A 25509-nucleotide genomic window follows, 5' to 3' on the forward strand; every position below is an offset into this window, starting at 1 on the left:
GCTCACCGCGCCGCCCCCACCTCCATCGTCCCGAAGGCGGTGCGGCCGTAGCGCTCCGGCCGGTACATGTCCTCGATGGTCGCGGCCGGATGGACGTAGCGGCCCGGCGTCACCGCCCGCACCGTGTAGGCCACGGTGAAGAAGGCTGCCTGCGACGGGTCGCGGTCGTAGGCCGCGACGAAGCGGTCGTCGCGGAACTCCGTATGGGTCGGCGCGACGTCCGACTTCACCCAGGACAGGGCCGAGACCGCATCCGCGTCGAGGAGCTTCGGGTTGTCGATCTCCAGGCCCGCGGGCAGGCGGTCGACGAGGAGCAGGCGCGCGGCCCGGGCCTTGTCCTCCGTCACCTTCAGCACCACGACGAGACGGTCGTTCTGGCGCGCCTGCGCGAGATCGACGGGCGAGCCGTCGAGGCGGTGGTAGCTGCGCTCCACATTGTAGCCCTTGGCCTCCGGCGGCTCCGGCGCGATCGGGCTCCCCGCGACGCCGAGCACGAGCTGGGCCGCCCGGGTGCCGCGATTGGTGATCGTCACCGGCTGCGCGTCGAGCTGCGCGGCCTTCAGCGTCCGGTAGAGCGGGCCGCTCTGCGCCTCGCCGTTCACCGCGAAGGCCATGCTCTCGGCCTCCTTGGTCAGCCCCTCCGCCGCCAGCACCATCCAGGCATTCTCCTGGGTGCTGGTGACGCGGCCCGCGCCGCGTTCCTCGCCCACGATGGCGCCGAGGGGGGCGAGGCTGTCGCGCGACAGGCCGGTCTCGGCCGCGAGCGCGATCAGTCCGGCCCCGTCGCGCAGGCGCGAGCCGTAATCGGACCGGTACTCGGCCTTGTCCCGCTCGGTCCGCAGGGCGGCCACCGCGGCGTCGAAGGCCTTCTGCGCCCGGCCGCGGTCGCCGAGGAGCGCCAGGGCCGCCGCGATCTGCCCGCGGGCGAGGGGGGTGGCGAAGTCCGACAGCTTCGTGTCGGCGAGGTAGCGCAGATCCCCCATCACCGGCCGGCCATTGCGCGCGAGCACGTAGGCCGCGTAGGCGAGGTCCATGCCTCCGCCGCTCACCTCGTTGGAATTGGCGACCGCGTTGCGCAGCCGGTCGAGGGCGAGGGTGAAGGCGGTCTGCGGCACGGCGAAACCCCGCTCCCGCGCCCGGGTGAGGAAGTCGGTGACGTAGGCGTCGAGCCAGATGTCCTCCGCCCCGCTCGCCGACCACAGGCCGAAATTGCCGCTCGAATCCTGGCGCGCGAGCACCCGCTCGATGGCGCCGCGCACTCGCTCGTCCGCCTTGTCGTCGAGGGCGAGCCGGTCGAGGGCGGCGAGCCGGTTCACCGCGAGCAGCGGCATCGCCCGGCTCACCGTCTGCTCGGTGCAGCCATAGGGGTAGCGGTCGAGGGCCTGGAGCAGGGCCGGCACGTCGAGGCCGGCGAGCGGCGAGGCCGAGAGCGACAGGGTGCCCGTGCCGGGCAGCAACTCGGCGAAGAGGTCGCTCGACAGGGTCACGCTGGCACCCGGATCGAGGGCGCGCACCGAGCGGTTCAGGAGCGCGCCCGTGCCGGGCTGGACGCGCAGCGCGAAGCTCTGGCCGGCGGGCGCGTCGAGGCCGGGGCCGGTGAGCCGCAGGTCGAGCCGCGCGAGGCCGGGCCCGGCCGCGGTCACGGGGATCTCCAGGGCGCCCTTCTGGCCCGGCTCCAGCCGGATCGTCCGGGTGAGCGCCTCGGCCGGGACGACCACCGGGCCGGCGAGGTCGAGATCGACCGCGTAGTCGCCCGCCGGTCCCTCCACGTTGTCGAGGGCGACGTGCAGGCGCGAGCGGTCGCCGACATTGAGGAAGCGCGGCAGGGTGCCGCTGAGCACCACCGCGTCGCGGATCAGCACGTCGGCCGAGGCCGAGCCCACCCGCCCGGCGGTCCAGGCCGCCACCATCACGCGCGCCGTGCCGTTGAAGGCCGGCAGCGGGAAACTCACCTCGGCCCGCCCGTCCGGCCCCACCGTCACCACGCCGGAATAGCGCGCCAGCGGCTCCTGGGTCGGGGGCGCGCCGTCGAGGTCCGGGGCGCCGGCATCGCCGCCCGAGCGGATGGCGCCGAGCGTGCCCTGCATGCCGTCGATCAGGTAGCCGTAGAGGTCGCGGATCTCGGTGGAGAGCGCCTTCTGGCCGAAGAAGAAGCCGAACGGATCGGGCGTGGCGTAGCGGGTGAGGTTGAGGATGCCGACATCCACCGCCGCCACCGTCACGCGCGCCTCCTCGCCGGCCTTGAGGCCCGCGAGCCGGATCGGCAGGCGCAGCTCCCCGCGCGGGCGCAGCTTGGCGGGGGCCTCGACGGCGACGTCGAGGCTGCGCTCCGCCCGGTCGACGGAGAACCACGACAGGCCGAGCGCCCGGCCCGGCAGGCGCTTGGCCGCCTGATCGAGGGGCCGGTAGGCGGTGGCGACCAGATAGGCGCCCGCGCCCCATTCGGGCCTCACCGGGATCTCGACCGTGGCGCCGGCCGCCGGGACGTCGAGGGTGCGGATCTCGTGCAGCCTGTCGCTCACCACCGCCACCGTGGCGGTGCCGGAGAAGCGGGGCTTGAGCCGCGCCCTCAGGGTCTCGCCGGAGGCGTAGGCCGCCCTGTCGAGGGTGAGGTCGAGGAGGTCGGGCGCGTCGGCGCTCTCGGTGCCGCCCCAGCCGACCGTGAAGCCCACGCTCGCGCCCTGCGCGTTGGCGGCCTGCACCTCCAGCCGGTAGCTGCCGAGATCCACCGGCACCGCGATCCGGGCCGGGGCGCCGGGCGTGAGGTCGATGGTGCCGTTCGCCACCTTGCGGGAGGTCTTCACCGCCTCGTAGGACCAGCGCCCGTCCGCCCGGTACCATTGGTAGGTCCGCTCGACCCGCTTGAGCGTCCAGGCCGCGCCCGCCTGCGCGAGCCGCGTGCCGTCCGGCTGGGCGGCCACGACCTCGAAGGTCGCGGTCGCTCCCTCGCGCAGGTCGCCGAAGGTCTTGCGGATCGCCACGACCGGGCCCGGGGGCAGGATCGGCAGCGTCACGCTGCGCTGCACCGCCCGCCCGCCGGGCTCGCCCACCTGCAGGGACACCCTCGCTTCGAGGGGGCGCGGAGCGCTCACCGTCGGCACGATCGCCCGGATGCTCGCCTTGCCCTGCGCATCGGTGGTCGCGCGCTCGTCGATCTCGGCGGTGGTCGGGACCACGCTCTCGTCGTCGAGGCCGATCGAGAATCCGTCGAGGCCCTTGATGCCGCTGCCGGCGGCGGCCTGCACGGCGACGCTGCCGCCGACCTGAAGGTTCGATCCCGGCGCCCCGTAGAGGTAGCGCGCCGCGACGTCGATCAACGCCGGCTGGCCGGGGGCGAGGGCGGAGGCCTTGGGCGCCAGCGTCACCTCCAGGCGCTCGGGGACGTAATCCTCGACGAGGAAGCTCGCCTCGCCCACCGGCGCCGCCTTCGGGTCGGTATAGGCGGCGACCCGCCACGTGCCGGCCTGCGCTCCCGGTAGGATCGGCAGGGAGAAGGCCCGCCCGCCGAGCCCGGCATCCGGCACCGCCGCGCGGCGGTACTCGACCCCGTCCGGGCGCTTCACCACGAGCGTGAGGGGCAGGCCGGTGATGGCCGCGCCCCTGACGTCGCGCAGGAGGGCCGTGAGCTGCACCGTCTCGCCCGAGCGGTAGACCCCGCGCTCGGGGAACACGAAGGCCTCCGCGGCTCCGGGGGCCGCCCGGCCCTTCACGCCGCGGTCGGCGAGGTCGAAGGCGCTCAGCGTGAGGTCGAGGAAGCCGTAATCGTCGCCCAGGCGCGCGACCACGAGGCTCGGCGCGATGCCGCCCTCGCCGCGCGACAGGCCGGGATCGAAGGCGGCGTGGCCCTGCGCATCCGTCGTCCGGGTGCCCAGCACCTCGTTGTTGCGGGCGACGAGGCGGATCTCCGCCCCGGACACGGTCGCCGCGCTGGCGAGCGAGCGGGCGAAGACGTGGACCCCGTCGCGCCCCTTGAAGGCGGTGAGCCCGAGATCCGAGACCACGAACCACTGCGTCGCCTGGGCCTCGTAGCCGCCGGATTCCTCCTCCGCCGCAGAGGCGCTCCCGCTCGGCTGGGCGATCATCACGTAGAGGCCGGGCTCGACCTTGCCGACCGCCTGGAGCACCGGGAAGGCGGTGACCGCCTCCTGGTTCGCCTCGGCCTTGGCGGGGTCGAGGCTGCCCTTCCAGACCCGCACGCCCTTCTCGCGGGCGATGGTGCGGGCGGTGCTGCCGGAGAGCTGCGAGAGGAATTCCTCCGAGCGCAGGGCCGGCAGCAGCCCGCGGTCGCCGATGCGCAGCACCTCGACGTCGATCTTCGGCGTGTTGACCGAGACGAGCGGCACGCCCGCCTGCCCGGTGCGGGGCAGGACGTAGTTGCGGCCGGTGAAGCGCACCTGGGGCGAGCGGTCGCGGACGTAGATCTCGTAATCGGCCGCTTTGCGCAGGCTCTCGCCGGGGATCGCCGAGGGCAGGCCCTGGCGCAGCACCATGGCGTAGCGCTCGCCGTGCTTCAGCCCGTCGACGCAGACCTGCTGCCCCTCCGCCGTCACCGCGGCGTTGGCCGCCCCCGACACGGCGACGAAGGGCGAGAGGTCGGTCTTGGCGGAGAGATCCTCCGAGAAGGTGAAGCAGACGCGCGGCGCCGCGGCGTCCGAATCGACCTTGTAGTCGGTGATGCGGAAGCCGTGCTTGTCGCGCAGCTCCTCGTAGGTGCTGCGGGTCTCAGGCTCGTCGGCGAGCGCGAGGCTCGCCCGGTAGGCGTCGAGGGCGGTGCGCCAGCTCTCCTGCTCGGCCAGCACCTGTCCCAGCAGCGCCAGGGCCTTGGCCTCGTCCGGCTTCGCCGCGGCGCGCTGATAGGCCATGTAGGCGCCGGCGCGGGCGCGGCGGCGCAGCTTCTGGTTCTCGTCGTAATCGTCGTTCTCGACGCCGTTCGCGGTCTCGGCCAGCGCGTACCAGTTCCGCCAGTCGTTCGGCTCCGCCGCGACCGCGCCCGCATAGGCGGCGAGCGCCCCGTCGTTGTCGTCGTCCTTGAACAGCTTTTCGGCCTCGCGCCGCCACTGCGCGGCGGGCTTCTGCACGTTGGGCGCGGCCTCCGCCTTGATCTCGGCCTCGAGCCGCACCGCCTCGCTGGCGAGGTTCGGCCGCAGGAAGCTCTTCGGCGCGGGCATGAGGGCGGCGGGGGCGGGCCGGAGCGGCTGCGGCGCCTGCGCGGCGGCCGGACCGATCAGGGTCAGCGCCAAAGCGAGGGCACCGCCGAGGCGCCCCCTCCGGGTTGCTGTCGACATGGTTTGCCTCGCGCGGCGGTCCGTCCCGGGGCCGGACCCTATCACTTGGGCGCGCGGCTGCAACGCTCGGGGGAGGCGAAGGGTGCGCGGTTTCGCACAGGGCGCCGGCCGCGTTCCGCCTCGTCACTGGATGGCGGGATCCGGTTCTGCCAAGGTCGGGCGGCCCGACCGGATCTTCCGTCCCATGTTCCCGCCCATGCCGCGCCGCCTCCTGCTCGCTCTCGCCGCGATCCCGCTGCTGCCGCTCGCCGCCGCCGCCCAGGCGCCGCGCCCGGCCGCTCCGGCCGCTCCGGCCGCCAGTCCCGCTGCCAAACCCGCCGATCCGGCCTTCGAGGCCGCCCGCGCCGCCTTCGAGGCGCGGCCGGAGGCCGAGCGCAAGGCGGTGCAGGACGCCCTGGTCTGGGCGGGCGACTACACCAGCGTGACGAGCGGCGCGTTCGGCCGGCGCACCTTCGAGTCGCTCGCCGCGTGGCAGAGGCAGAACGGCCTCGATCCGAGCGGCATCCTCGACGACCGCGCCCGCGCCCGGCTGCTCGCGGCGGGGCAGGCGGGGCGGCAGGCGGTGCAGTTCACGCTCCAGACCGATGCCGCGACCGGCATCACCCTCGGCGTGCCGGAGCGCCTGCTGCCCAAGCGCGGCCGCAGCCCGAACGGCAGCCGCTGGCAGAGCGCGGACGGGCGCGTCACCCTCGACACCAAGGCCTTCGCCCCCGGCGAGACCGATCTCGACGCCCTGTTCGAGAAGGCTGCCGCGGCGACGCCCGAGCGCAAGGTCACCTACAAGCTCAAGAAGCCCGATTTCGTGGTCGTCACCGGCGAGACGGCGCAGGGCAAGTTCTACATCCGCTACGCGGCGGCCTCGGCCGGCATCCGCGGCTTCACGCTGGCCTACGACAAGGCCTCCGCCCGCGACCTCGACCGTCTCGTGATCGCGGTGGCGAACAGCTTCGTGCCTTTCCCGATCGAGGCTCCCGCCGTGGCGGCCGCGCCGGCGCCGCGTCCGGCCCCCGCTGCCTCCGCCGCCCCGCTTGCGCCGCTGGCGACCGGGCTCGCGGTCGGGCCGAAGCGGCTCGTCACCGCCGCCGCGGCGCTCGGCGCCTGCCCGGCGCCCCTCGTCGGCGGCGCGCCGGCCCGGGTGGTGCGCCAGGAGGCGGGCCTCGCGCTCCTCGAAACCGACCGGGTGCTGCGCCCGGTTCCGCTGATGGCGGCGCCGGCCGTGCCGGCCGCCGGCGAGGATGTCGTGGTGCTCGGCGCCGGGCGCGAGGGCGGGCCGAGCGTGGCGCCGGGCGCGATGGGGGCGGGCGGCGTGCTCGCGCCCTTGCAGCCGGGTGCGGCCGGGGCCCCGGTGCTCGACCGGGCGGGGCGGCTCGTCGGCCTCGTGGCGCAATGGCCGGCGCAGCCGCGCCTCGTCGCGGGCGTGATGCCGCCGATGACGCATCCGCTCGCCGGGATCGCGGCGTTGCGCGGGTTGCTCGGCGCGGAGGGGAGTGCGCTCGCGGCCTCCGCGGAGGCCGCGCCGAAGAGCACGGGGGCGATCGCCGCATCGGTCGCAGGCGCGGTGGTGGCGGTGCAATGCCGGCCGTGATGCCGCCGGTTCAGGGGGCACCCTTCTCGGGTTGTACTATTCACACGGAACGATGATGATTTATCGTCTATAATTCACGGATTTCCGATCCTGTTCCGTGGCCTTCACTGCGGATCCTCATGCTGAGGTGGCGCGCGGCGCCCTCGAAGCACCCCGGAACGGGAATCCCACGCATCAAGAGCTTGGACCGGCGGACAGGGGTGCTTTCGAGGCTCGCTTGCGCTCGCGCCTCAGCATGAGGAGCGTTGGGTTGTCCAGGCGCGTTCAGCCGTCGACAGAGGCGGACGATCGCCCGCGCGGGCGAGAGGCTCGGCCCCTCACGGCCCTCGCGCCAGCGCCACGGCCGCCTCGGTGAGCGCCCCGTCCGGCCGCATCAGCTCGTCGAGCACCGAGAAATGGTCGTGCCCGGGCAGGGCCAGCAGTGTCCCCGGCAGCCCGGCCGCGTGCCACGCCGCCTGATACGCGGTCGATTGCCGGCGCAGCTCGGGCAGTTCCTCGCCGCCATAGGCGACCGTCAGCGGTCCCGCCTCACCCGGGAGGTGGCGGATCGGCGAGAGGGCGTCGACCTCCCGGTCCGTCAGGCTCAGGGCGTCGTTGAGGCCGGTGCCGCGGATCGGCGCGAGATCGAAGATGCCGCTGATGGCGAGCGCCGCATCGGCCTGCCCGCGCGACAGGGCGAGCGCCGCCAGATGCCCGCCCGCCGACCAGCCCGAGACCACGATGCGCCGGGCCGTCCCGCCTTCCGCATCGCGCCGACGCAGGAAGGCGAGCGCCGCGCCGGTCTCCGCGGCGATCCGGGTCAGCGTCGCCGCGGGGGCGAGGGTGTAGCCGATCAGCGCCACGTCGAGGCCGCGGGCGAGCGGGCCCTCGGCCATGCAGGCGAAGCCCTCCTTGGCGTTCCTCTGCCAGTAGCCGCCATGCAGGAAGACGAGGAGCGGCGCACCGGCGCGGCCGCTGCGGAGGAGGTCGATCCGCTGCCGCTCCTCCTCGCCATAGGCGAGGTCGAGGTCCTGCGGATGCGCCTGCCGGACGGCCGCGCTGCGCGCGCGCCAGCCGGCCACGATCTCGGCGCTCCCCGCCACCGCGCCCGCATTGTCGTAGGCCGCGCTCAGGGTCGCGCGGTCCATTCCTCGCCAGTCGTCAGGCATCGTCACCCGTCCCGAGATACCAGTCGAGGATATCCCGGCCCTGCCAGAACAGCACGTCGGATCGGGCCATGAGCGCGTCGAGGAGCCGTTCCACCACGCCGATGCGGTGGGGCACCCCGGTGATGTAGGGGTGGATGGCGAAGCCCATCACCTTGGCGCCGGCGAGGGGGCCGTCGCCGGCCGCCTCCGCCGCCAGCCGCTCGGCCTGCGCGAGGGCCCGCTCCACGAACTCCTCCGCCCGGTGGTGCTGGATCGCCAGAATCGGGATGTCGTTGAGTTCCACCGAGTAGGGCAGGGTCACGAGGGGGCCGTGGCGGGTGGCGATCCGGCAGGGCCGGTCATCCATCGGCCAGTCGCCCACGTAGCGGATGCCGGCGGCCGCCAGATGGTCGGGGGTGTCGAGGGTCTCGGTGAGGCCGGGCCCGAGCCAGCCCAGGGGCGGCGCCCCGGTGAAGCGCGCGATGGTCTCGACCGTGCGGGCGATCATCGCCGCCTCGTCCTCCACCCGGTGCGTCGGCACCTGATGGAAGCCGTGGCCCATGAATTCCCAGCCGGCGTCGTGCGCCGCACCCGCGACCCGCGGATAGGCCTCGCAGACCGAGCCGTTGATCGAGAGGGTCGGGCGGATGCCCCGGCGCGCGAAGGCGTCGAGGAAGCGCCAGAACCCGACCCGCATCCCGTATTCGTGCCACGCCCAGTTGGGCAGGTCGGGCAGGAGCGCGGCGGCGGTCGGCGCCACCAGCACCTGCCGGGGCATCGGGTTGTCGATCAGCCAATGCTCGACATTGACCACGGGCCAGATCGCGACCCGCTTGCCTCCGGGCAGGCGCAAAGGCGGCCGGTCGACCGCCGCCCGGTAGGCGAGGCGGTGCTCGGGACGGCGGGGATCCTCGCTCATGCGGCCTTGCGGGAATGGTGGCTGTGGAGCTGGCCGGCGAGCATGCGGCGCAGGTCGTTGAAGGCGGGGCTCGACACGTCCCGGCGGCGGGGCAGGGCGATGTCGTGGATCGCCTCGATGCGGCCGGGACCGGGCGACATCATCACCACCCGGTCGGCGAGGAACACCGCCTCCTCGATGGCGTGGGTCACGAACAGCACGGTGAGGCCGGTGCGGCTCCACAGGTCGAGGAGTTCGTCCTGCAGGCGCTCGCGGGTCATGGCGTCGAGGGCGCCGAAGGGCTCGTCCATCAGCACCACCTCGGCGTCGTTGGCGAGCACGCGCGCGATGGCGACGCGCTGCTTCATGCCGCCCGAGAGCTGGTGCGGATAGGCGTCCGCGAAGCGCTGGAGGCCGACGAGATCGATGTAGCGCGCCGCGGTCTCGCGCACCTCGGCGGCGGGCCGGCCGCGGGATTTCGGCCCGAAGCCGATATTCTCGCGCACCGTGAGCCAGGGAAACAGGCCGTAATCCTGGAAGACCATGCCGCGGCCCGGATCCGGCCCCGCGATGGGCTTGCCCCACATCAGCGCCTCGCCCTCGCTGGCGGTCTCGAAGCCCGCCACGATGCGCAGCAGGGTGGACTTGCCGCAGCCCGAAGCGCCGAGCAGGCAGATGAACTCGCCCCGCCGCACCGTGAGGTTGGCGCCCCGCAGGGCATCGATCCGCTGGCCGTTCGTCGCGAAGCTCTTCGAGACCGAGCGGATGTCGAGGATGGGGACCGTCGGGTCAGCCATGGGAGGGGCTCCAGGCGAGGAGGCGGCGGCCGATCAGGGTGACGATGCGGTCGGAGACGAAGCCCGCGAGCCCGATCACCACCATGCCGCAGATCACGATCTCGGTGCGGGAGAGCTGGCGCGCCTCCATGATCAGGGCGCCGAGGCCGGTCGGCACGCCGGTCATCTCGCCGACCACGATGACCACCCAGGCGAAGCCGAGGCCGAGCCGCAGGCCCGTGAAGATCGAGGGCAGGGCGGCGGGCAGCACCACGCGGGCGAACTGCGCCGAGCCCCGGCAGCCGAGCATGGCGGCCGCCTCGAACAGCCGCGGCTCGACGGAGCGCACCCCGAACACCGTGTTGACGAGGATCGGGTAGAAGGCCCCGAGGAAGACGAGGAAGTAGGCCGAGCGGGGCCCGAGCCCGAACAGGATCATGGCGAGCGGCAGCCAGGCCGTGACCGGCACCGGGCGCAGGATCTGGAAGGTCGGGTCGAGGAGCTGGCGCACCAGCGGCACCCGGCCGATCAGCAGGCCGAGCGGCAGGGCGGCGAGCACCGCGAGGCCGAAGCCGCCGAGCACCCGGCTCACCGAGGCGACGAGGTGGGCGACGAGCGTGCCGCTGAAGGCGTCGTCGTTGATGCCGCCGACCGCGAGGTCGCGCAGCTCCGTCCAGACCTCCGCGGGCGGCGGGATCAGGCTGTAGGGCCGGTCCACCGTGGCGAGGTGCCAGATCACGCCGAGGGCGAGCGGAAAGGCGAGGGCGAGCACCGGCTCGCGCAGGCGGGCGAGGCGGAGGGCCGGCCGCCGGACGGAGGAGGCGGGCGCCGCCACCGCGGGGGTCAGTCCGGCGGCGCTCATGCGGCCCTCATCGCGTCCACGAAGCGGGTGTCGATGAAGCTCGCGAAGTCCGGCAGGCGCTTGATCTGCTTGAGCGCCAGCATGTGGTCGGCATAGGCCCTGGCCTGCTTCACCTCGGTGGCGCCGAGCTGCCAGGTCAGCTCCACGTTCGGGGCCGAGATCTCGATCGCCTCGCGCTTCTGGCCGAGCTTGGCCACCGCCATCGCCACCATGGCGTCGCGGTTGCGCGCCGCGTACTCGGTGCCCTTGCGGTGGATGTCGAGCATGGTGCGCACGAGGTCGGGCTTCTCCGCCAGCGTGTCGCGGTGGGCGCCGAACACCATGTTGAGGGCGCCCATCTCGGTGCCGTAGGGATACTCGACGAGGCTGCCGATGCCGCTCGACAGGCTCACCCCCGGGGCGGGCTCGGCGCCCACATAGGCGTCGACGTCGCCGCGGGCGAGGGCGATGTGCATCTCGCTGAAGGACACCCGCACGGGGGTGATGTCCTTCACGCTCATGCCCTCCATGCGCAGGCGCTCCAGCGCGAAGACCTCCTGGGTGGAGCCCGGCCAGATCGCGACCCGCTTGCCCTTGAGGTCCTTCAGGCCGGCGATGCCGGCATCCTTCCTGGCGATGATCGCCATGCCGCGGTTGCAGGCGGTGGCGATCACCACCAGGGGCTCGCCCGCCGCGGCGCCGAGCGTGGCGGCGGCGATGCCGAACATGCCGAAATCCACCGACTTGGTGACCACGGCGTTCTTGCACTCGGTCGGGCTCTCGAAGGGCACCACCTCCACCCGCACGCCGGCCGGGGTGAACTGGTCGTAGAAATGCGGCGCGATGGAGTGGATGAGCTTGAGCGAGCCCATCCGGATCACGGTCGGCGCCTGGGCCCGCAGGGGCAGGGGGCTGAGCGCCAATCCGGCCGAGAGGCCGGCGAGGAGGTCACGGCGGCGGATCATGGCGGCATCCCGGCAATCTGCGATCGCACCACGCTAGGCAGAACGCCTGTTGCAGACGAGTGCTGGTTTTCGATTGACCCGTTGCGATTTCGGCAACACCTTCGCCGGATCGGAGCGGCCGGCGATGAAGCACCTGCGGACCCTGTCCTACGTGGCCGAGATCGCCCGCAGCGGGTCGATCCGGCGGGCGGCCGAGGTGCTCCACATCACGCCCTCGGCGCTGACGCGGCACGTGCAGGATCTCGAATACGAACTCGGCACCCCGATCTTCGAGCGCATCGCGCAGGGCATGCGCCTCAATGCGGCCGGGGAGTTGCTGGTGCGGCACATCCGCGATCAGGTCGCGGATCTGGAGCGCGTGCGCTCGCAGATCGCCGACCTCTCCGGGGTGCGCCGCGGCCACGTGGCCCTGGCCGGCAGCCAGGCCTTCGTCAATCAGGTCCTGCCGGAGGAGGTGGAGCTCTACCGGGCGCGGTTTCCCCAGGTGACCTTCACGGTGCAGGTGCGCGACCATGCCCAGGCGGTGGCGGCGCTCACCGCGTTCGAGGCGGACCTCGCCCTGGTGCTCCAGCCGCCGCCCTCGGCGGATCTCCAGGTGCTGTTCGCCTGCCGCCAGCCGGTCTGCGCGATGATGCGGGCGGGGCATCCCCTCGCGCGCCAGCCCGGGCCCGTGCGCCTGCGCGACTGCCTCGCGCACGCCCTCGCCCTGCCGGACCGGTCGCTGGCCCTGCGCCACCACCTCGACCGGGCGCTCGCCCGGGCGGGGGCGCAGCGGCCCGCCATGGAATCGGGCTCGCTCGAATTCCTGCGCGGGCTGGTGCTGCGGGAGGACGTCCTGAGCTTCCAGGTGCCGAGCGGCATCCCGGACGATCCCCGCCTCCATGCCCGGCCGATCGACGGGCGCGACCTCGACACGATGACGATGATCCTCGGCCAGCTGCGCGGGCGCATGCTGCCGGTCGCCGCCGCCAAGTTCGCCGACCAGCTCGCGAGCAGCCTCAACCGCCGCTACGGGGCGGGAGATCATGCGAGCGGTCATTCTCAATGACCGTCGGGTCCGTCCGCGGATTTTCGCCGAGCCCAAGGCTCCGGATCTCTGGGCTCGGCATCGAAAATCCGCGATGGGTCATACGGTTTCCGGATGATCGCTTCGCGATGCGGAAACCGGCCTCGCTCAGGCGCCGCGCGGGCTCGTGATACGGTTTCCGAAAGTGATCTTCCGGAAACCGTATCAGTCGCCCGATGCGTCGGCATCTTGGCCCGTTGGGTCTCAGGTCCAGTAGAGCAGGCGCGCCGCCGGCAGCCGCGCGGCGAGGCGCGCGGTGAGATGCGCGCGCATCGCGGCCATCAGCTCCTGCGGCAGGACGTACTTCTCCGTCCCGAACTTGGTGCGCTTCCGGCTGCGCTCCTCCGCGCGCATCGGCAGGTCCGAACCCGGATACCAGCCCTCCAGCACCCCCTTGGACTTCGCCGTGAAGCGGTGGGTGATGCACTCGGCGGTGAGGTCGAGATCCGGCACGCCCGCGAGCGCCGCGGCGGCCTCGGCGAGGAGGGCGTCGTAGGCTTCCCGCCAGTCCGGAACGGGCAGGATCGGCGCGATGGTCAGGCCGACCGGATAGCCCGCCAGCGCCGCCACCCGCATCGCGGCCAATCGCGCGGCGAGCGGATCGGTGCCGCCCTCGTAGCGCGCGGCGGGCGCGGCGTTGACCGAGATGCGGATGCGGGTGCGCCGCCCGTGATCGAGGCCGAGCAGTGCTCCGACCGCCGCGAATTTCGTGGTGAAGCGCAGCTGCACGGGCGCGTCCCAGGCGCCGAAATGGCGGATCGTGGCGGAAAGCGAGCCGGTCAGGTGCTCGATCCCGAGGGGATCGGTGTAGCAGGAGGCCTCGAAGGTGGTGCCCTCGCGCGCCCGCACCGCATCCGCCGAGGTGACGCGCCCCGCGCCCGCATGATCGCGCAGCACGCCCAGGATCTCGTCGAGATTGGCGTAGACCCGGGTCACCGGCGGGCCGGCGAGCGAGCCCGCGAGGTAGCAATAGGCGCAATGGGCCGGGCAGCCCTCCGCGAGGTCGATGCGCCAATCGGCGCTCGGGGGAATCGGCTGGAGCGTGAGCTTGGCCGGCGGCGCGACGACGAGGGCGAGCGTGCTCTTCGCCTCCGCGTAGGCGCGGCGGGGATCCTCGTCCCGCAACCCGGTGAGCCGGTTGCTCCTCAGCCGCTCGACCGGAATGCCGAGGCGGTCGAGCCGCGCCGCCACCGCGCGCCCATGCGCGTGGTCGAGGGCGGCCGGGGTGACGAGGGCCCGGCGCGGCATCCACAGGCGCGTGCGCGGGGGCGGAGCGTGGAGATTCATCCGGCCGAACGCGGCGGGGAGCCTCCGGGATCCCGGATCGCGGAGATCCCCGGTGAGCGCCCGGTCCTCAGACCCAGGCGCCCCGCGCGTCCTCGGCCGCCTGCCGGATCGCTGCGATGTTCGCCGCGTAGGCCGCACGCCCGCCCTTGAAGGTGGCGGAGCCGGCCACCAGCGCGTTGGCGCCGGCGCGCACCACGGCCGGGGCGGTCTCGACCGTGACGCCGCCATCGACCTCGATGTCGATGTCGCGCCCGCCCACCATCGCGCGCACCCGGGAGACCGTCTCGCAGACGGAGGGGATGAAGCTCTGGCCGCCGAAGCCGGGATTCACCGTCATGCAGAGCACGAGGTCGGCGAGGTCGAGCAGCGGCTCGACCAGGGTGGCCGGCGAGCCGGGATTGATCGCCACGCCCGCCCGCTTGCCCAGCGCCCGGATGGTCTGGAGCGAGCGGTGGATGTGCGGGCCGGCCTCCGCGTGGACCGTGATGGTGTCGGCGCCCGCCGCCGCGAAGGCCTCGAGGTAGGGATCGGCCGGCGCGATCATCAGGTGCACGTCGAAATGCGCGTCCGTGTGCGGGCGCAGGGCCTTCACGACGTTCGGGCCGATGGTGATGTTGGGCACGAAATGCCCGTCCATCACGTCGACGTGGATCCAGTCCGCTCCAGCCGCGACGACGTCACGGACCTCCTCGCCGAGCCGCGCGAAATCGGCCGAGAGGATCGAGGGAGCGATGACGATGGGACGGGTCATGGGAGAGCCTCACCAACGCCGAAAGGCCAGGGTCCGAAAAACCCCGGCTCGGCCGGACGCGATGCGATGGACGATGGAGCGCGTCAGCGCCGACGGAACTGGCTGCCGCCGCGGAACGGGGGACGCGGACCGGACGAACGCTCGTCCTTGTGCCGGAAGACCAGACGGCCCTTCTCCAGGTCGTAGGGCGACATCTCGACGGTGACGCGGTCGCCGGCCAGAGTCTTGATGCGGTTCTTCTTCATCTTGCCGGCCGTGTAGGCCACGATCTCGTGACCCTGGTCGAGCTGCACGCGGTAGCGCGCGTCCGGCAGGATCTCCAGCACGAGACCCTCGAACTGCATCAACTCTTCCTTCGCCATTCACACTCTCCGCCCGAGTGCCGTCGCGGGCGGCATCCCGGGAGCTTGATCAATCGAATCCAGCGCGAGCGGTCGAGGCGAGGAGCACGGCGGGAAGGCCCGGGGGCTGAGGCCGTCGAACGCAACCGTGCATGTAAGGTCGCCCGGCACAGCGCGCAAGCCATGCCGGTGACGAAGTTCGTGGATCGTCAACATCGAGGGGGCCCGGCGCCGCCATGGCGCCGGGCCCGGATCTGCCGGAACGGAGGCGCCGGCCCTACTGCGTCAGCTCGTTGCCGGTATAGTCGACGCGGCCGTCGGCGCCCTTCTTCCACATGTACATGACGTAGTCGGGCCGGGTGATGTCGCCCTTCTTGTCGTAGGAGATGTCGCCGATCACGGTCTTGAACGGCTTGCCCTCGTGCATGACGGCGGCGACCTTCTTGCCGTCGGTGGACTTCGCCTCCTCCATGGCGGCCTTCAGGATCTGAACGGCGGCGTAGGAGTAGAGGGTGTAGGCCTCGGGATCGATGTTCTTGGCCTTGAAGGCGGCGACCGCGTCCTTGGCGTTCGGGTTCTTGCGGGCGTCGGGCGAGAAGGTCATCAGCGTGCCGTCGGCGCCGGGGCCGGCGATCTGTGCGAATTCCTTGTCGGTGATGCCGTCGCCGCTCATCAGCGGTGCGTTGAGGCCCTGGTCGCGCATCTGGCGCACGATCAGGCCGGCCTCGGTATGCAGGCCGCCGTAATAGACCACGTCCGCCTTGGCCTGCTTCAGTTTGGAGACCAGGGCCGAGTAGTCCTTCTCGCCCGGGTTGATGCCCTCGAACAGCACCTCCTTGCCGCCCTTGGTCTTGAGGGCCTTGAGCGTCTCGTCGGCGAGGCCGCGGCCGTAGGGCGTCTTGTCGTGCACGATGGCGATGTTCTTGCCCTTGAAGTGCTGGGCGAGATAGGCCGCCGCCACCGCGCCCTGCTGGTCGTCGCGGCCGCAGGTGCGGAACGTGTTCCAGAGCTTGCGCTCGGTGAATTTCGGGTTGGTCGAGGCCGGGGTGATCTCGACGATGCCGGATTCGGCGTAGACTTCCGAGGCCGGGATCGACACGCCCGAGTTGAAGTGGCCGACCACGGCGACGACCTTCTCGCTGCCGGCCTTGCTCGCCACCGAGACGCCCTGCTTGGGATCGGAGGCGTCGTCGTAGATGACGAGCTCGATCTTCTTGCCGAGGATGCCGCCGGCCTTGTTGATGTCCTCGACGGCCTGGGTGGCGCCGTTCTTGAGCTGGGCGCCGAAGGCGGCGTTCGGCCCGGTGATGGGGCCCGCGACCGCGATCTTGACCTGCGCCTGAGCCGAACCCGCCCAGGCGAGGCCGGCCGCCAGCATGAGACCGGGCAACAGCGTGCGTTTCATCGTGGACTCCTCTGGATCAGACGTGACCGCTTGTTGGGCCCTTTCGGCCAATGACCGGAGGGGAGACCTCCGGAACTCGGACAGCATCGGGTGCGCCCCGATGGGGTCAGCTGCTTTGCGCCGTCCTCTCGCGCCAGGTCAGCGGGCCGGTGCGCTCGTAGAGCCAGCGGTACTGCGTGGTCATCTGGCGGGCGCGGGTGGCCCGGTAGCCCGCCGAGCCCACGAGGAGCAGCACGATCGTGTCGGCCACGTAGTAGTGCGGCGACAGGAGCGTGCCGCCGAACAGCGCGAAGTGGATGAAGCGCACCGCCGCCCCGAGCAGCAGGAGCGCCAGCACCACCTGCCAGTAGGGGCGCCAGCCGAGGGCGATGCCGCGCGCCGTCATCCAGGCGGCCCAGCCGCCCATCACCACCGTGACGAGGAGGAAGAGCCAGATCGTGCTCTCCTCGTAGAGGATGCCCTGCATCAGTGCCGGCCTCCTTCCAGATAGGCCGCCTTCACGGAGGGATCGTCGAGCAGCTCCTTGCCCGTGCCGCTCATCGTGATGGTGCCGGTGACCATGACGTAGGCGCGATGCGCGAGCTTGAGGGCGTGGTAGGCGTTCTGCTCCACGAGGAAGACCGTCATCCCGTCGCGCTCGTTCAGGTCCTTGATGACGGAGAAGATCTGCTTGACGACGAGGGGCGCGAGGCCGAGCGAGGGCTCGTCGAGCAGGAGGAGCCGCGGCCGGCTCATCAGCGCGCGGGCGATGGCGAGCATCTGCTGTTCGCCCCCCGACATGGTGCCGCCGCGCTGGTGCAGCCGCTCCTTCAGGCGGGGGAACAGCACGCAGACCCGCTCCAGATCCTGCGCGAAATGCGCGCCGCCATTCACCGCGGCGCCCATCTGCAGGTTCTCGTAGACGGTCATGCGCGGGAAGATGCGCCGCCCCTCCGGCGACTGGGCGAGGTTGAGGCGGGCGATCTCGTGGGTCGGCATCCGGGTGATGTCCTGGCCCGCATAGGTGATGCTGCCCTCGCGCGCCCGCGGATTGCCGAAGATCGTCATCATCAGGGTGGATTTGCCCGCCCCGTTCGCCCCGATCAGGGTGACGATCTCGCCCTCGTTGACGTCGAGGTCGACGCCCTTGAGCGCGATGATGTTGCCGTAGAAGGTCTTGACCCCGCGCACGCCGAGGAGCGGCTGGCGGGTGCCGACGACGGTACCGCGCAGGTCGTCCGTCCGGAGGGGCCCGGCGCTCATGGCGCGCTCCGCGCGGTGGCGAGGCCGGCCCCGATCAGGAGGCTGCCGCCGATGCGGTTGAACAGGCGCACGCGCTCCGCCCGGCCGAACAGGCCCCGGGCCCGCGCCGCCAGAAGCGCGTAGCCGAGGGCGTTGAGGAAGGCGAGGATGACGAAGGTCGCCTCGAAGGTCGCCATCTGGGTCAAGAGATCCCCTCGCGGATCGAGGAACTGGGGCAGGAAGGCGATGAAGAAGGTCAGGCTCTTCGGGTTGAGGGCGGTGACGAGCCAGGCATGGACCGCCATCCGCAAGGCCGGGGCGCCCGCGCGGGGCGGAGCCTCGAGCCGCCCGCCGGCCCGCCACAGCTTCACCCCGAGCCAGACCAGATAGGCGGCGCCGAGCCATTTCAGCGCCGTGAACAGGGTGGCGGAGGTGGCGAGCAGGGCGCCGAGCCCCAGCATCGACAGGGTCATGGCGGTGAGGTCGCCGAGCGCCACCCCGATCGCCGAGGGCAGGGCCGCGCGCAGGCCGCCGCCGAGGGCGTAGGAGACGACGAGCAGGATGGTCGGGCCGGGGATCACCAGGAGGATCGCGGAGGCGCCCGCGAAGGCCGCCCAGGTTGCGATGGTCATACGCCCACCTCCGCCTCGACGGCCTCGACCTCCTCGTCCTCGACGCCCAGATAGGCGGCGATGACGCTCTGGTCGCTCTGCACCTCGGCGGGGGTGCCGTCCGCGATCTTGGTGCCGTAATCGAGCACCACGACGTGGTCGGAGATCTCCATCACCACCGACATGTCGTGCTCGATGAGCAGCACCGAGGTGTCGAAATCGTCCCGGATCGCCCGCAGCAGGTCGTTGAGTTCGAGGGATTCGCGCGGGTTGAGGCCCGCCGCCGGCTCGTCGAGGCAGAGCAGGACGGGATCGGTGCACATGGCCCGGGCGATCTCCAGCCGGCGCTGGTCGCCGTAGGGCAGGTCGCCCGCCGGGTCGTCCGCCCGGTGCAGGAGGTTGATGCGGGTGAGCCAGCCCACCGCCTTCTCCACCGCCGCCGCTTGCGCGTGGCGGAAGGCCGGCAATCCGAACAGGCCCGCGATGGTGAAGCCCGAGGCGTGCATCAGCCGGTTGTGCTGCGCCACCAGCAGGTTCTCCAGCACGGTCATGCCGGTGAACAGGCGGATGTTCTGGAAGGTGCGGGCGACGTGGGCCCGCCGGTTCACCGCGTAGCCGGGCAGGCGCTCCAGCAGGAACCGCGCCCCGTCGCGGTGGCGCAGGGTCATCATGCCTTCGGTCGGCTTGTAGAAGCCGGTGATGCAGTTGAAGACCGTGGTCTTGCCGGCGCCGTTGGGGCCGATCAGCCCGGTGATGTCGCCGCGCCCGACCACGAAGGAGAGGTCGTTGACCGCGACGAGACCGCCGAAGCGCATGGTCAGGTGGTCGACCGTCAGCACCGGGTCGGCGAGGCGGGGGGAGGCGAGGGCCGCCATCAGCCGTGCCCCTCCTTCACGAGGGAACCCGAGATGGCCTTGCGCTCCTTCAGCACGATGGAGGGCGACCGCTCCGAGATGAGGCCGCGGGGGCGCCAGATCATCATCAGCACCATGGCGAGGCCGAACAGCAGCAGGCGGTACTCGCTCGGGTCGAAGCCCTCGCCGAACACCGCCTTGAGGAAGCCGAGGTTGCGCAGCATCTCCGGCCCGCCGACCATCGCCACCGCCGCGATGGCGACGCCGATCTGCGAGCCCATGCCGCCGAGCACCACGATGGCGAGGATGATCGCGCTCTCGAGGAAGTTGAAGCTCTCGGGGCTGACGAAGCCCTGGCGCACCGCGAAGAACGACCCGGCGAATCCGCCGAACATGGCGCCGAGCGCGAAGGCGGTGAGCTTGGTGTTGGTGGTGTTGATGCCGAGGGAGCGGCAGGCGATCTCGTCCTCGCGCAGGGCCTCCCAGGCCCGGCCGAGCGGCAGGCGGCGCATGCGCAGGGTGACGAGGTTGGTGATGAGCGCCAGCACCAGGATCAGGTAGTACAGGAACACCACCCGGTGCATCGGGTCGAAGGCGAGGCCGAGCTTCGCCGCGAAGCCCTCGTCGTCCGAGGTGAAGGTCAGGCCGAAGAAGGTCACGCGCGGGATCGACGAGATGCCGGCCGCGCCGCCCGAGAAGTCCGACCAGTTGATCAGGACGAGGCGGATGATCTCGCCGAAGGCCAGCGTCACGATGGCGAGGTAGTCGCCGCGCAGGCGCAGGACCGGGAAGCCCAGGATCATGCCCCAGCAGGCGGCGAAGAGGCCGGCCAGCGGCAGGCAGATCCAGAAGGACAGCGCGAAGGTGGTCGAGAGCAGGGCGTAGGTGTAGGCGCCCACCGCGTAGAAGGCGACGTAGCCGAGATCGAGCAGACCCGCGAGGCCGACCACGATGTTCAGGCCCCAGCCCAGCATCACGTAGGTGAGGATGAGGATGCCGAGGTCGATCCAGTAGCGCGATTCGGACAGGCCCCCGGTGCCGAGCACCGCCAGGAGCGGGAAGGCCAGGGCCACGCCGAGGAAGGCCGGCAGCGCGAGCCCCGAGATCCGCTGCCCGGCATTCGGCGTCGCGTGGACGGCCTCGGTGGCCTGCCGGGGCGAGGGGGCGAGGGCGCGGCGGGCGTCGCGGTTGGCGAGCACCACCCGCTGCGCGATGCGGCCGATGAAGACGAGGCCGCACAGGATCGCGACGAGGCCCCAGCGCGGCGTCAGCCCGAGCGCGCCGCCCTCGCCGCCGAGATCGGTGCGGTAGCTGACGATCGGCACGCAGAGGCCGAAGGTGACGAGGGCGAAGAGGGCCGCGTCCTTGACGATCGCCGCGATGTCGGGGGCGGGCCGGGCTGCGGCGGTCGAGGCCGCGAGGGCGGGTGCGGGGGCGCTCATCTAGACCTTCTCGACCTCGGGCCGGCCGAGGATGCCGGAGGGCATGAAGATCAGCACGATGGCGAGGATCGAGAAAGCCGCCACGTCCTTGTATTCGATCGAGAAGTAGGCCGACCAGAAGGTCTCGATCAGGCCGATGATCAGGCCGCCGAGCACCGCCCCCGGCAGGCTGCCGATGCCGCCGAGCACGGCCGCCGTGAAGGCCTTCACGCCCGGCACGAACCCGTCCGAGAAGGACACGACGCCGTAGTAGAGCAGGTACATGGTGCCGGCGACCGCCGCGAGCGCGGCGCCGAGCACGAAGGTGAGCGAGATGGTGCGGTCGACGTCGATGCCGAGCAGGGCCGCCATCTTGCGGTCCTGCTCGCAGGCGCGCTGGGCGCGGCCGAGGGAGGTGTGCTGCACGAGGTACCAGAAGCCCGCGAGCAGCACGGCCGTGACCACCATGATGATGATCTGCTTGTAGGAGAGGGCGACCGCGTAGCCGTTCTCGCCGGTCCAGAGCACGATCACGTCGCGCATCATCGGCGGGGTCGGCTTGTTGCGGGCGCCCTGCACCACCTGCACGAAGTTCGACAGGAAGATCGAGACGCCGATGGCCGAGATCAGCGGCGCGAGGCGGAAGGAGCCGCGCAGGGGCCGGTAGGCGATCCGCTCGATCGACCAGCCCCACAGCGCGGTCAGCGCCATGGCGACGATCATCACCAGGATCAGCGCCACCACCACCGAGCCGATGCCGAGGACCGTCGTCAGCAGCAGGAAGGTGATCAGCGCGATGAAGGCCGAGAGCATGAACACGTCGCCATGCGCGAAGTTGATCATGCCGATGATGCCGAAGACCATCGTGTACCCGATGGCGATCAGGCCGTAGATCGACCCGAGCGTCAGCCCATTGATGAGCTGCTGCGCAAACACCTCCATGCGGACGCACACTCCCAACCCGGATCGCATCCGCTCGCGCGGTGCGATCCCGCCTCCCAAGAATCCGCCCCCGTGTTCGGGTGGCGGACTGTCCCGGCCAAATCCTTAGCAAGGGCCGCACCACTCCACAATCAGGCGGGGATTACGGCCGCTGGCTTGAGCGTCGCGGCTTCGCTATCGTCCGGCCGAACCGACCTCGGGGGAAACGCGCGATGGCGATGACGATGAGCGGCGAGGTGATGCTGCCCGCCGATCAGCAGACCGTGTGGGAGAAGCTGAACGACCCGGAGGTGCTCAAGCGCTGCATCCCGGGCTGCGAGAGCCTCGAAAAGACCGGGGACAACGAGCTGCAGGCCTCCGCCAAGGTGGCGGTGGGGCCGGTGAAGGCGACCTTCAAGGGCAAGGTGACCCTCTCCGACATCGATCCGCCGAACGGCTACCGCATCTCGGGCGAGGGCCAGGGCGGCGTCGCGGGCTTCGCCAAGGGCGGCGCCTCGGTGCGGCTCGAACCCGCCGAGGACGGCCAGACCAGGATGACCTACGACGTGGATGCCAGCGTCGGCGGCAAGATCGCCCAACTCGGCGGCCGTCTGATCAACGGCGTGGCGAAGAAATACGCGGACGGCTTCTTCGAGACCTTCGCCAAGGAGGTTCAGGGCGGGCAGCCTTCCGCCTGACGCCGCGCGGGCCGATCTCGTCGCCGTCCGGCGCCACGTCCCGCTCGGCACGTCGGAGACCGTCGCGTCGCGGCCGTTCACCCGCATCGAGGCGGCTTGGCGGCCGCTGCGCACCTTTCCGGCCCCGGGCGCCCAGCGGAACGATCCCGCACCGGGTCGGCCTGTGGCGGTGGCGGGGAGCTGAGTGGCCTATGATCGGCACGACGGTGCCGAGATCCTGATCGTCCGCATCCTCCCCGGCGCTCGCGACCCTGCGATGCTCGCGAAGCGCGGCAGCTTCTCCTGGGCGCCGCCGCCGCTTGGTCCGGCTCCGGCCGTGCCGCCGGCGTGAACCGTCCCATTTGGACCCCGAAAGTCCCGCCGATCCCTCCTTGACCGCCCGACCCGGCCGGTTGACACTCGTTTTCGAACGATTCTCAACGACGAGGGCGGCCGGCGCGGTTGCTCTGCCCAAGGACCTGGCACAAGGATCCGGCGGACCCGGCCGATGAGGAGGAAAGCATCATGAGCGCTGTCAGCCTGACGGTGAACGGCAAGGCCGTGACCGCCGACATCGAGCCGCGCACGCTTCTCGTGCAGTTCCTGCGGGACAAGCTTCGCCTCACCGGCACCCATGTGGGCTGCGACACCAGCCAGTGCGGCGCCTGCGTGGTGCATCTCGACGGGGAGGCCGTGAAGGCCTGCACGGTGCTCGCCATCCAGGCCCAGGGCCGGGCGGTGACGACCATCGAGGGGCTGGCCGAGGCCGGCGGCGCGCTTCACCCGATGCAGGCCGCCTTCCGCGAGCATCACGGCCTGCAATGCGGCTACTGCACGCCCGGCATGATCATGACCGCCGTCGACCTCGTGCGCCGCAAGGGTCACGACCTCGACGAGACCACCATCCGGCACGAGCTGGAAGGCAATCTCTGCCGCTGCACGGGCTACCACAACATCGTCAAGGCGATCGCCGCCGGCGCGGCCGCCATGGGCGGGGAGCCGCCTCTGCGCGAAGCCGCCGAGTAGGCGTTCGGGACCTTCACCGGCCCGCCAGAGGCCGGGATGCGCCGTCACACGATGGGCGATCGACGGGAGAGGAACATGACCGCGAGCGGCATCGGCGCCCCCGTGCGCCGCAAGGAGGACCAGCGCTTCATCACCGGCAAGGGCCGCTACGTCGATGACTTCAACCGCCCCGGCCAGGCCTACGCCTATTTCCTGCGCTCGCCCCACGCCCACGCGGCGATCCGCGGCATCGACACGGGGGCCGCGACGGCGATGCCGGGCGTGATCGGGGTGTTCACCGGCGCGGATCTCGCCGCCGACAAGGTCGGCGGGCTGATCTGCGGCTGGATGATCCATTCCCAGGACGGCAGCCCGATGAAGGCCGGGCCGCACCCGGCCCTGGCCCAGGGCAAGGTGCGCTACGTCGGCGATCACGTCGCCGTGGTGGTGGCCGAGACCCTGGCCCAGGCCCGGGACGCCGCCGAGGCGATCACGGTCGATTACGAGGTGCTGCCCGCCGTGGTCGAGACCGCCAAGGCGCAGGGCTCGGCCGTGACGGTGCACGACGTCGCGCCCGACAACGTCGTGTTCAACTGGCACCTCGGCAACAAGGCCGAGGTGGACGCCGCCTTCGCCAGGGCCAAGCACGTCACCACCCTCGACATCGTCAACAACCGTCTGGTGCCGAATCCGATCGAGCCGCGCGCCGCCATCGGCGAGTACGACGAGGCCGACGAGCAGTTCACCCTCTACACCACGAGCCAGAACCCGCACGTGGCCCGGCTCGTGCTCTCGGCCTTCATCGGCATCGCCCCCGAGAACAAGCTCCGGGTGGTGGCCCCCGACGTCGGCGGCGGCTTCGGCTCGAAGATCTTCATCTACGCCGAGGAGACGGTCTGCGTCTGGGCGGCCAAGCGGGTCGGCCGGCCGGTGAAGTGGACCAGCGACCGCACCGAGGCCTTCCTCGCGGACGCGCACGGGCGCGACCACGTCACCCGGGCCGAGATGGCCCTCGACGAGAACGGCCGCATCCTGGGGCTTCGCGTCCACACGGTGGCGAATCTCGGCGCCTACCTGTCGACCTTCGCCTCGTCGGTGCCGACCTACCTCTACGCCCCGCTGCTGTCGGGCCAGTACAACATCCCGGCAATCTCCTGCGAGGTGGACGGCGTCTACACCAACACCGCCCCCGTCGACGCCTACCGGGGCGCCGGCCGGCCCGAGGCGACCTTCGTCATCGAGCGGCTGGTCGAGGTGGCGGCCCGGCAGATCGGACAGGATCCGGCCCGGTTCCGGCGCCGCAACTACATCCGGAGCTTCCCCCACCAGACGCCGGTCATCATGACCTACGACGTCGGGGATTACGCCGCCTCCCTCGACAAGGCGCTGGAGGCCGCCGACGCCAAGCACTTCCCCCGCCGCCGCCGCGAGAGCGCGCGCCGCGGCAAGCTGCGCGGCATCGGCTACTCCTCCTATATCGAGGCCTGCGGCATCGCCCCCTCGCAGGCGGTGGGTGCCCTCGGGGCGGGCGTGGGATTGTGGGAATCCGCCGAGGTGCGGGTGAACCCGACCGGCTCCGTCGAGGTGCTGACCGGCTCCCACAGCCACGGCCAGGGCCACGAGACCACCTTCGCCCAGCTCGTCGCCGACCGGCTCGGCGTGCCGATCGAGAGCGTCAGCATCGTGCACGGCGACACCGACAAGGTGCAGTTCGGCATGGGCACCTACGGCTCGCGCTCCGGCGCGGTCGGCATGTCGGCCATCGCCAAGGCCCTCGACAAGGTGATCGCCAAGGGCCGCAAGGTCGCCGCCTACGCCCTGGAGGCGGGCGAGGGCGACATCGAGTTCAAGGACGGCCGCTTCACCGTGGCCGGCACCGACCGCTCGCTCGCCTTCGGCGAGGTGGCGCTCCAGGCCTACATCGCCCACAAGTTCACGGGCGCCGATCTGGAGCCCGGCCTGAAGGAGGGGGCGTTCTACGACCCCACCAACTTCACCTTCCCGGCCGGGATGCATGTCTGCGAGCTGGAGGTCGATCCCGAGACCGGCCACGTCACCATCGAGCGCTTCACGGCGGTCGATGATTTCGGCAACGTCATCAACCCGATGATCGTGGAGGGGCAGGTCCATGGCGGCATCGCGCAGGGGGTGGGTCAGGCCCTGTTCGAGGGGGCGGTCTACGATGCGGACGGCCAGCTCGTCACCGCGAGCTTCATGGATTACCGCATGCCTCGCGCCGCGGACCTGCCCTCCTTCGCGGTCGGCATGACCGTGACGCCCTGCCCGTCGAACCCCCTCGGCATCAAGGGCTGCGGCGAGGCCGGGGCGATCGCGGCGCCGGCCGCCGTGATGAACGCTCTCACCGATGCCCTCGGGCACGAGAACATCGCGATGCCGGCGACGCCCCTCGCCGTCTGGCGGGCCGCGCAGGCCGCCCGCCAGCCCCAGCCCTTGGCCGCCGAGTGAACCGGG

The 25509-nt window shown here is 71.7% G+C and carries 21 protein-coding genes; 5 read left to right on the forward strand and 16 right to left on the reverse strand.

The genetic code is table 11. From position 1 onward, the window contains the following. Positions 1-2: 2 nt before the first annotated feature. A complete protein-coding gene (locus ACE101_RS03585) occupies positions 3-5285 on the reverse strand; it encodes an alpha-2-macroglobulin family protein (protein ID WP_379126176.1) in 5283 nt (1760 codons plus the stop codon). Positions 5286-5481: 196 nt separating this feature from the next. On the opposite strand from ACE101_RS03585, the gene ACE101_RS03590 reads away from it, so the two are divergent. After that, positions 5482-6870: a peptidoglycan-binding protein gene (locus tag ACE101_RS03590; protein ID WP_379138456.1), complete on the forward strand. Its 1389-nt coding sequence runs from the start codon at positions 5482-5484 to the stop codon at positions 6868-6870. A 317-nt stretch (positions 6871-7187) separates the two neighbouring features. On the opposite strand, the gene ACE101_RS03595 is transcribed toward ACE101_RS03590, so the two are convergent. The 5 genes from ACE101_RS03595 to ACE101_RS03615 are packed head-to-tail and all read right to left on the reverse strand — an operon-like array spanning position 7188 to position 11477. Further along, entirely contained in the window at positions 7188-8018 is an 831-nt protein-coding gene (locus ACE101_RS03595; RefSeq protein ID WP_379126177.1) for an alpha/beta hydrolase, read from the reverse strand. Further along, positions 8011-8916: a polysaccharide deacetylase family protein gene (locus tag ACE101_RS03600; RefSeq protein ID WP_379126178.1), complete on the reverse strand. Its 906-nt coding sequence runs from the start codon at positions 8914-8916 to the stop codon at positions 8011-8013. Before ACE101_RS03600 ends, ACE101_RS03595 begins: the two co-directional genes overlap by 8 nt. Then, positions 8913-9692 (reverse strand): ABC transporter ATP-binding protein, encoded by a 780-nt coding sequence (locus ACE101_RS03605; RefSeq protein WP_379126179.1) that lies wholly within the window; start codon positions 9690-9692, stop codon positions 8913-8915. Before ACE101_RS03605 ends, ACE101_RS03600 begins: the two co-directional genes overlap by 4 nt. Next, positions 9685-10533 carry an ABC transporter permease gene (locus tag ACE101_RS03610; protein WP_379126180.1) on the reverse strand — a complete coding sequence of 283 codons (849 nt, stop codon included), beginning with the start codon at positions 10531-10533 and terminating at the stop codon, positions 9685-9687. The genes ACE101_RS03605 and ACE101_RS03610 overlap by 8 nt, the downstream gene beginning before the upstream one ends. Next, positions 10530-11477 carry an ABC transporter substrate-binding protein gene (locus tag ACE101_RS03615; protein ID WP_379126181.1) on the reverse strand — a complete coding sequence of 316 codons (948 nt, stop codon included), beginning with the start codon at positions 11475-11477 and terminating at the stop codon, positions 10530-10532. Before ACE101_RS03615 ends, ACE101_RS03610 begins: the two co-directional genes overlap by 4 nt. A gap of 124 nt (positions 11478-11601) precedes the next feature. Here ACE101_RS03615 and ACE101_RS03620 point away from each other — a divergent pair, with 124 nt between their 5' ends. Continuing rightward, on the forward strand, positions 11602-12525 hold the full coding sequence (locus tag ACE101_RS03620) for a LysR family transcriptional regulator (RefSeq protein ID WP_379126182.1): 924 nt from the start codon (positions 11602-11604) through the stop codon (positions 12523-12525). A 222-nt stretch (positions 12526-12747) separates the two neighbouring features. Here ACE101_RS03620 and ACE101_RS03625 read toward each other — a convergent pair whose 3' ends face one another. The 10 genes from ACE101_RS03625 to ACE101_RS03670 all read right to left on the reverse strand — a co-directional run bounded on the left by ACE101_RS03625 (position 12748) and on the right by ACE101_RS03670 (position 21376). Further along, positions 12748-13830 (reverse strand): SPL family radical SAM protein, encoded by a 1083-nt coding sequence (locus tag ACE101_RS03625; RefSeq protein WP_379126183.1) that lies wholly within the window; start codon positions 13828-13830, stop codon positions 12748-12750. A gap of 67 nt (positions 13831-13897) precedes the next feature. Next, positions 13898-14581, reverse strand: coding sequence for a ribulose-phosphate 3-epimerase (gene rpe, locus ACE101_RS03630; protein WP_379126184.1), 684 nt, complete (start codon positions 14579-14581; stop codon positions 13898-13900). A gap of 83 nt (positions 14582-14664) precedes the next feature. Then, on the reverse strand, positions 14665-14943 hold the full coding sequence (infA, locus tag ACE101_RS03635) for a translation initiation factor IF-1 (RefSeq protein ID WP_012335131.1): 279 nt from the start codon (positions 14941-14943) through the stop codon (positions 14665-14667). A gap of 256 nt (positions 14944-15199) precedes the next feature. After that, positions 15200-16327 (reverse strand): branched-chain amino acid ABC transporter substrate-binding protein, encoded by a 1128-nt coding sequence (locus ACE101_RS03640; RefSeq protein ID WP_379126185.1) that lies wholly within the window; start codon positions 16325-16327, stop codon positions 15200-15202. 106 nt (positions 16328-16433) lie between these two features. Then, a complete protein-coding gene (locus tag ACE101_RS03645; protein WP_379126186.1) occupies positions 16434-16793 on the reverse strand; it encodes a DUF6867 family protein in 360 nt (119 codons plus the stop codon). Continuing rightward, entirely contained in the window at positions 16793-17569 is a 777-nt protein-coding gene (locus ACE101_RS03650) for an ABC transporter ATP-binding protein (RefSeq protein WP_379126187.1), read from the reverse strand. The genes ACE101_RS03645 and ACE101_RS03650 overlap by 1 nt, the downstream gene beginning before the upstream one ends. Next, positions 17566-18180 carry a LysE family translocator gene (locus tag ACE101_RS03655; protein ID WP_379126188.1) on the reverse strand — a complete coding sequence of 205 codons (615 nt, stop codon included), beginning with the start codon at positions 18178-18180 and terminating at the stop codon, positions 17566-17568. Before ACE101_RS03655 ends, ACE101_RS03650 begins: the two co-directional genes overlap by 4 nt. After that, positions 18177-19034 carry an ABC transporter ATP-binding protein gene (locus ACE101_RS03660; protein WP_379126189.1) on the reverse strand — a complete coding sequence of 286 codons (858 nt, stop codon included), beginning with the start codon at positions 19032-19034 and terminating at the stop codon, positions 18177-18179. The genes ACE101_RS03655 and ACE101_RS03660 overlap by 4 nt, the downstream gene beginning before the upstream one ends. Then, positions 19034-20455, reverse strand: a complete 1422-nt coding sequence (livM, locus tag ACE101_RS03665; RefSeq protein WP_379126190.1) for a high-affinity branched-chain amino acid ABC transporter permease LivM — start codon at positions 20453-20455, stop codon at positions 19034-19036. Before livM ends, ACE101_RS03660 begins: the two co-directional genes overlap by 1 nt. Then, on the reverse strand, positions 20456-21376 hold the full coding sequence (locus tag ACE101_RS03670) for a branched-chain amino acid ABC transporter permease (protein WP_379126191.1): 921 nt from the start codon (positions 21374-21376) through the stop codon (positions 20456-20458). Between the two features lie 212 nt (positions 21377-21588). Between ACE101_RS03670 and ACE101_RS03675 the strand changes: the two genes are divergently transcribed. The 3 genes from ACE101_RS03675 (at position 21589) to ACE101_RS03685 (ending at position 25503) form a co-directional block, all read left to right on the forward strand. Next, the gene (locus tag ACE101_RS03675) at positions 21589-22053 is read left to right on the forward strand and encodes an SRPBCC family protein (protein WP_379126192.1); all 465 of its coding nucleotides are present in this window, start codon (positions 21589-21591) and stop codon (positions 22051-22053) included. 504 nt (positions 22054-22557) lie between these two features. Next, on the forward strand, positions 22558-23058 hold the full coding sequence (locus ACE101_RS03680) for a (2Fe-2S)-binding protein (protein WP_379126193.1): 501 nt from the start codon (positions 22558-22560) through the stop codon (positions 23056-23058). Between the two features lie 75 nt (positions 23059-23133). Beyond that, positions 23134-25503, forward strand: coding sequence for a xanthine dehydrogenase family protein molybdopterin-binding subunit (locus ACE101_RS03685; RefSeq protein ID WP_379126194.1), 2370 nt, complete (start codon positions 23134-23136; stop codon positions 25501-25503). The last annotated feature ends 6 nt before the right edge of the window (positions 25504-25509 follow it).

This window comes from Methylobacterium carpenticola, assembly GCF_042748905.1.
Lineage (GTDB): Bacteria > Pseudomonadota > Alphaproteobacteria > Rhizobiales > Beijerinckiaceae > Methylobacterium > Methylobacterium carpenticola.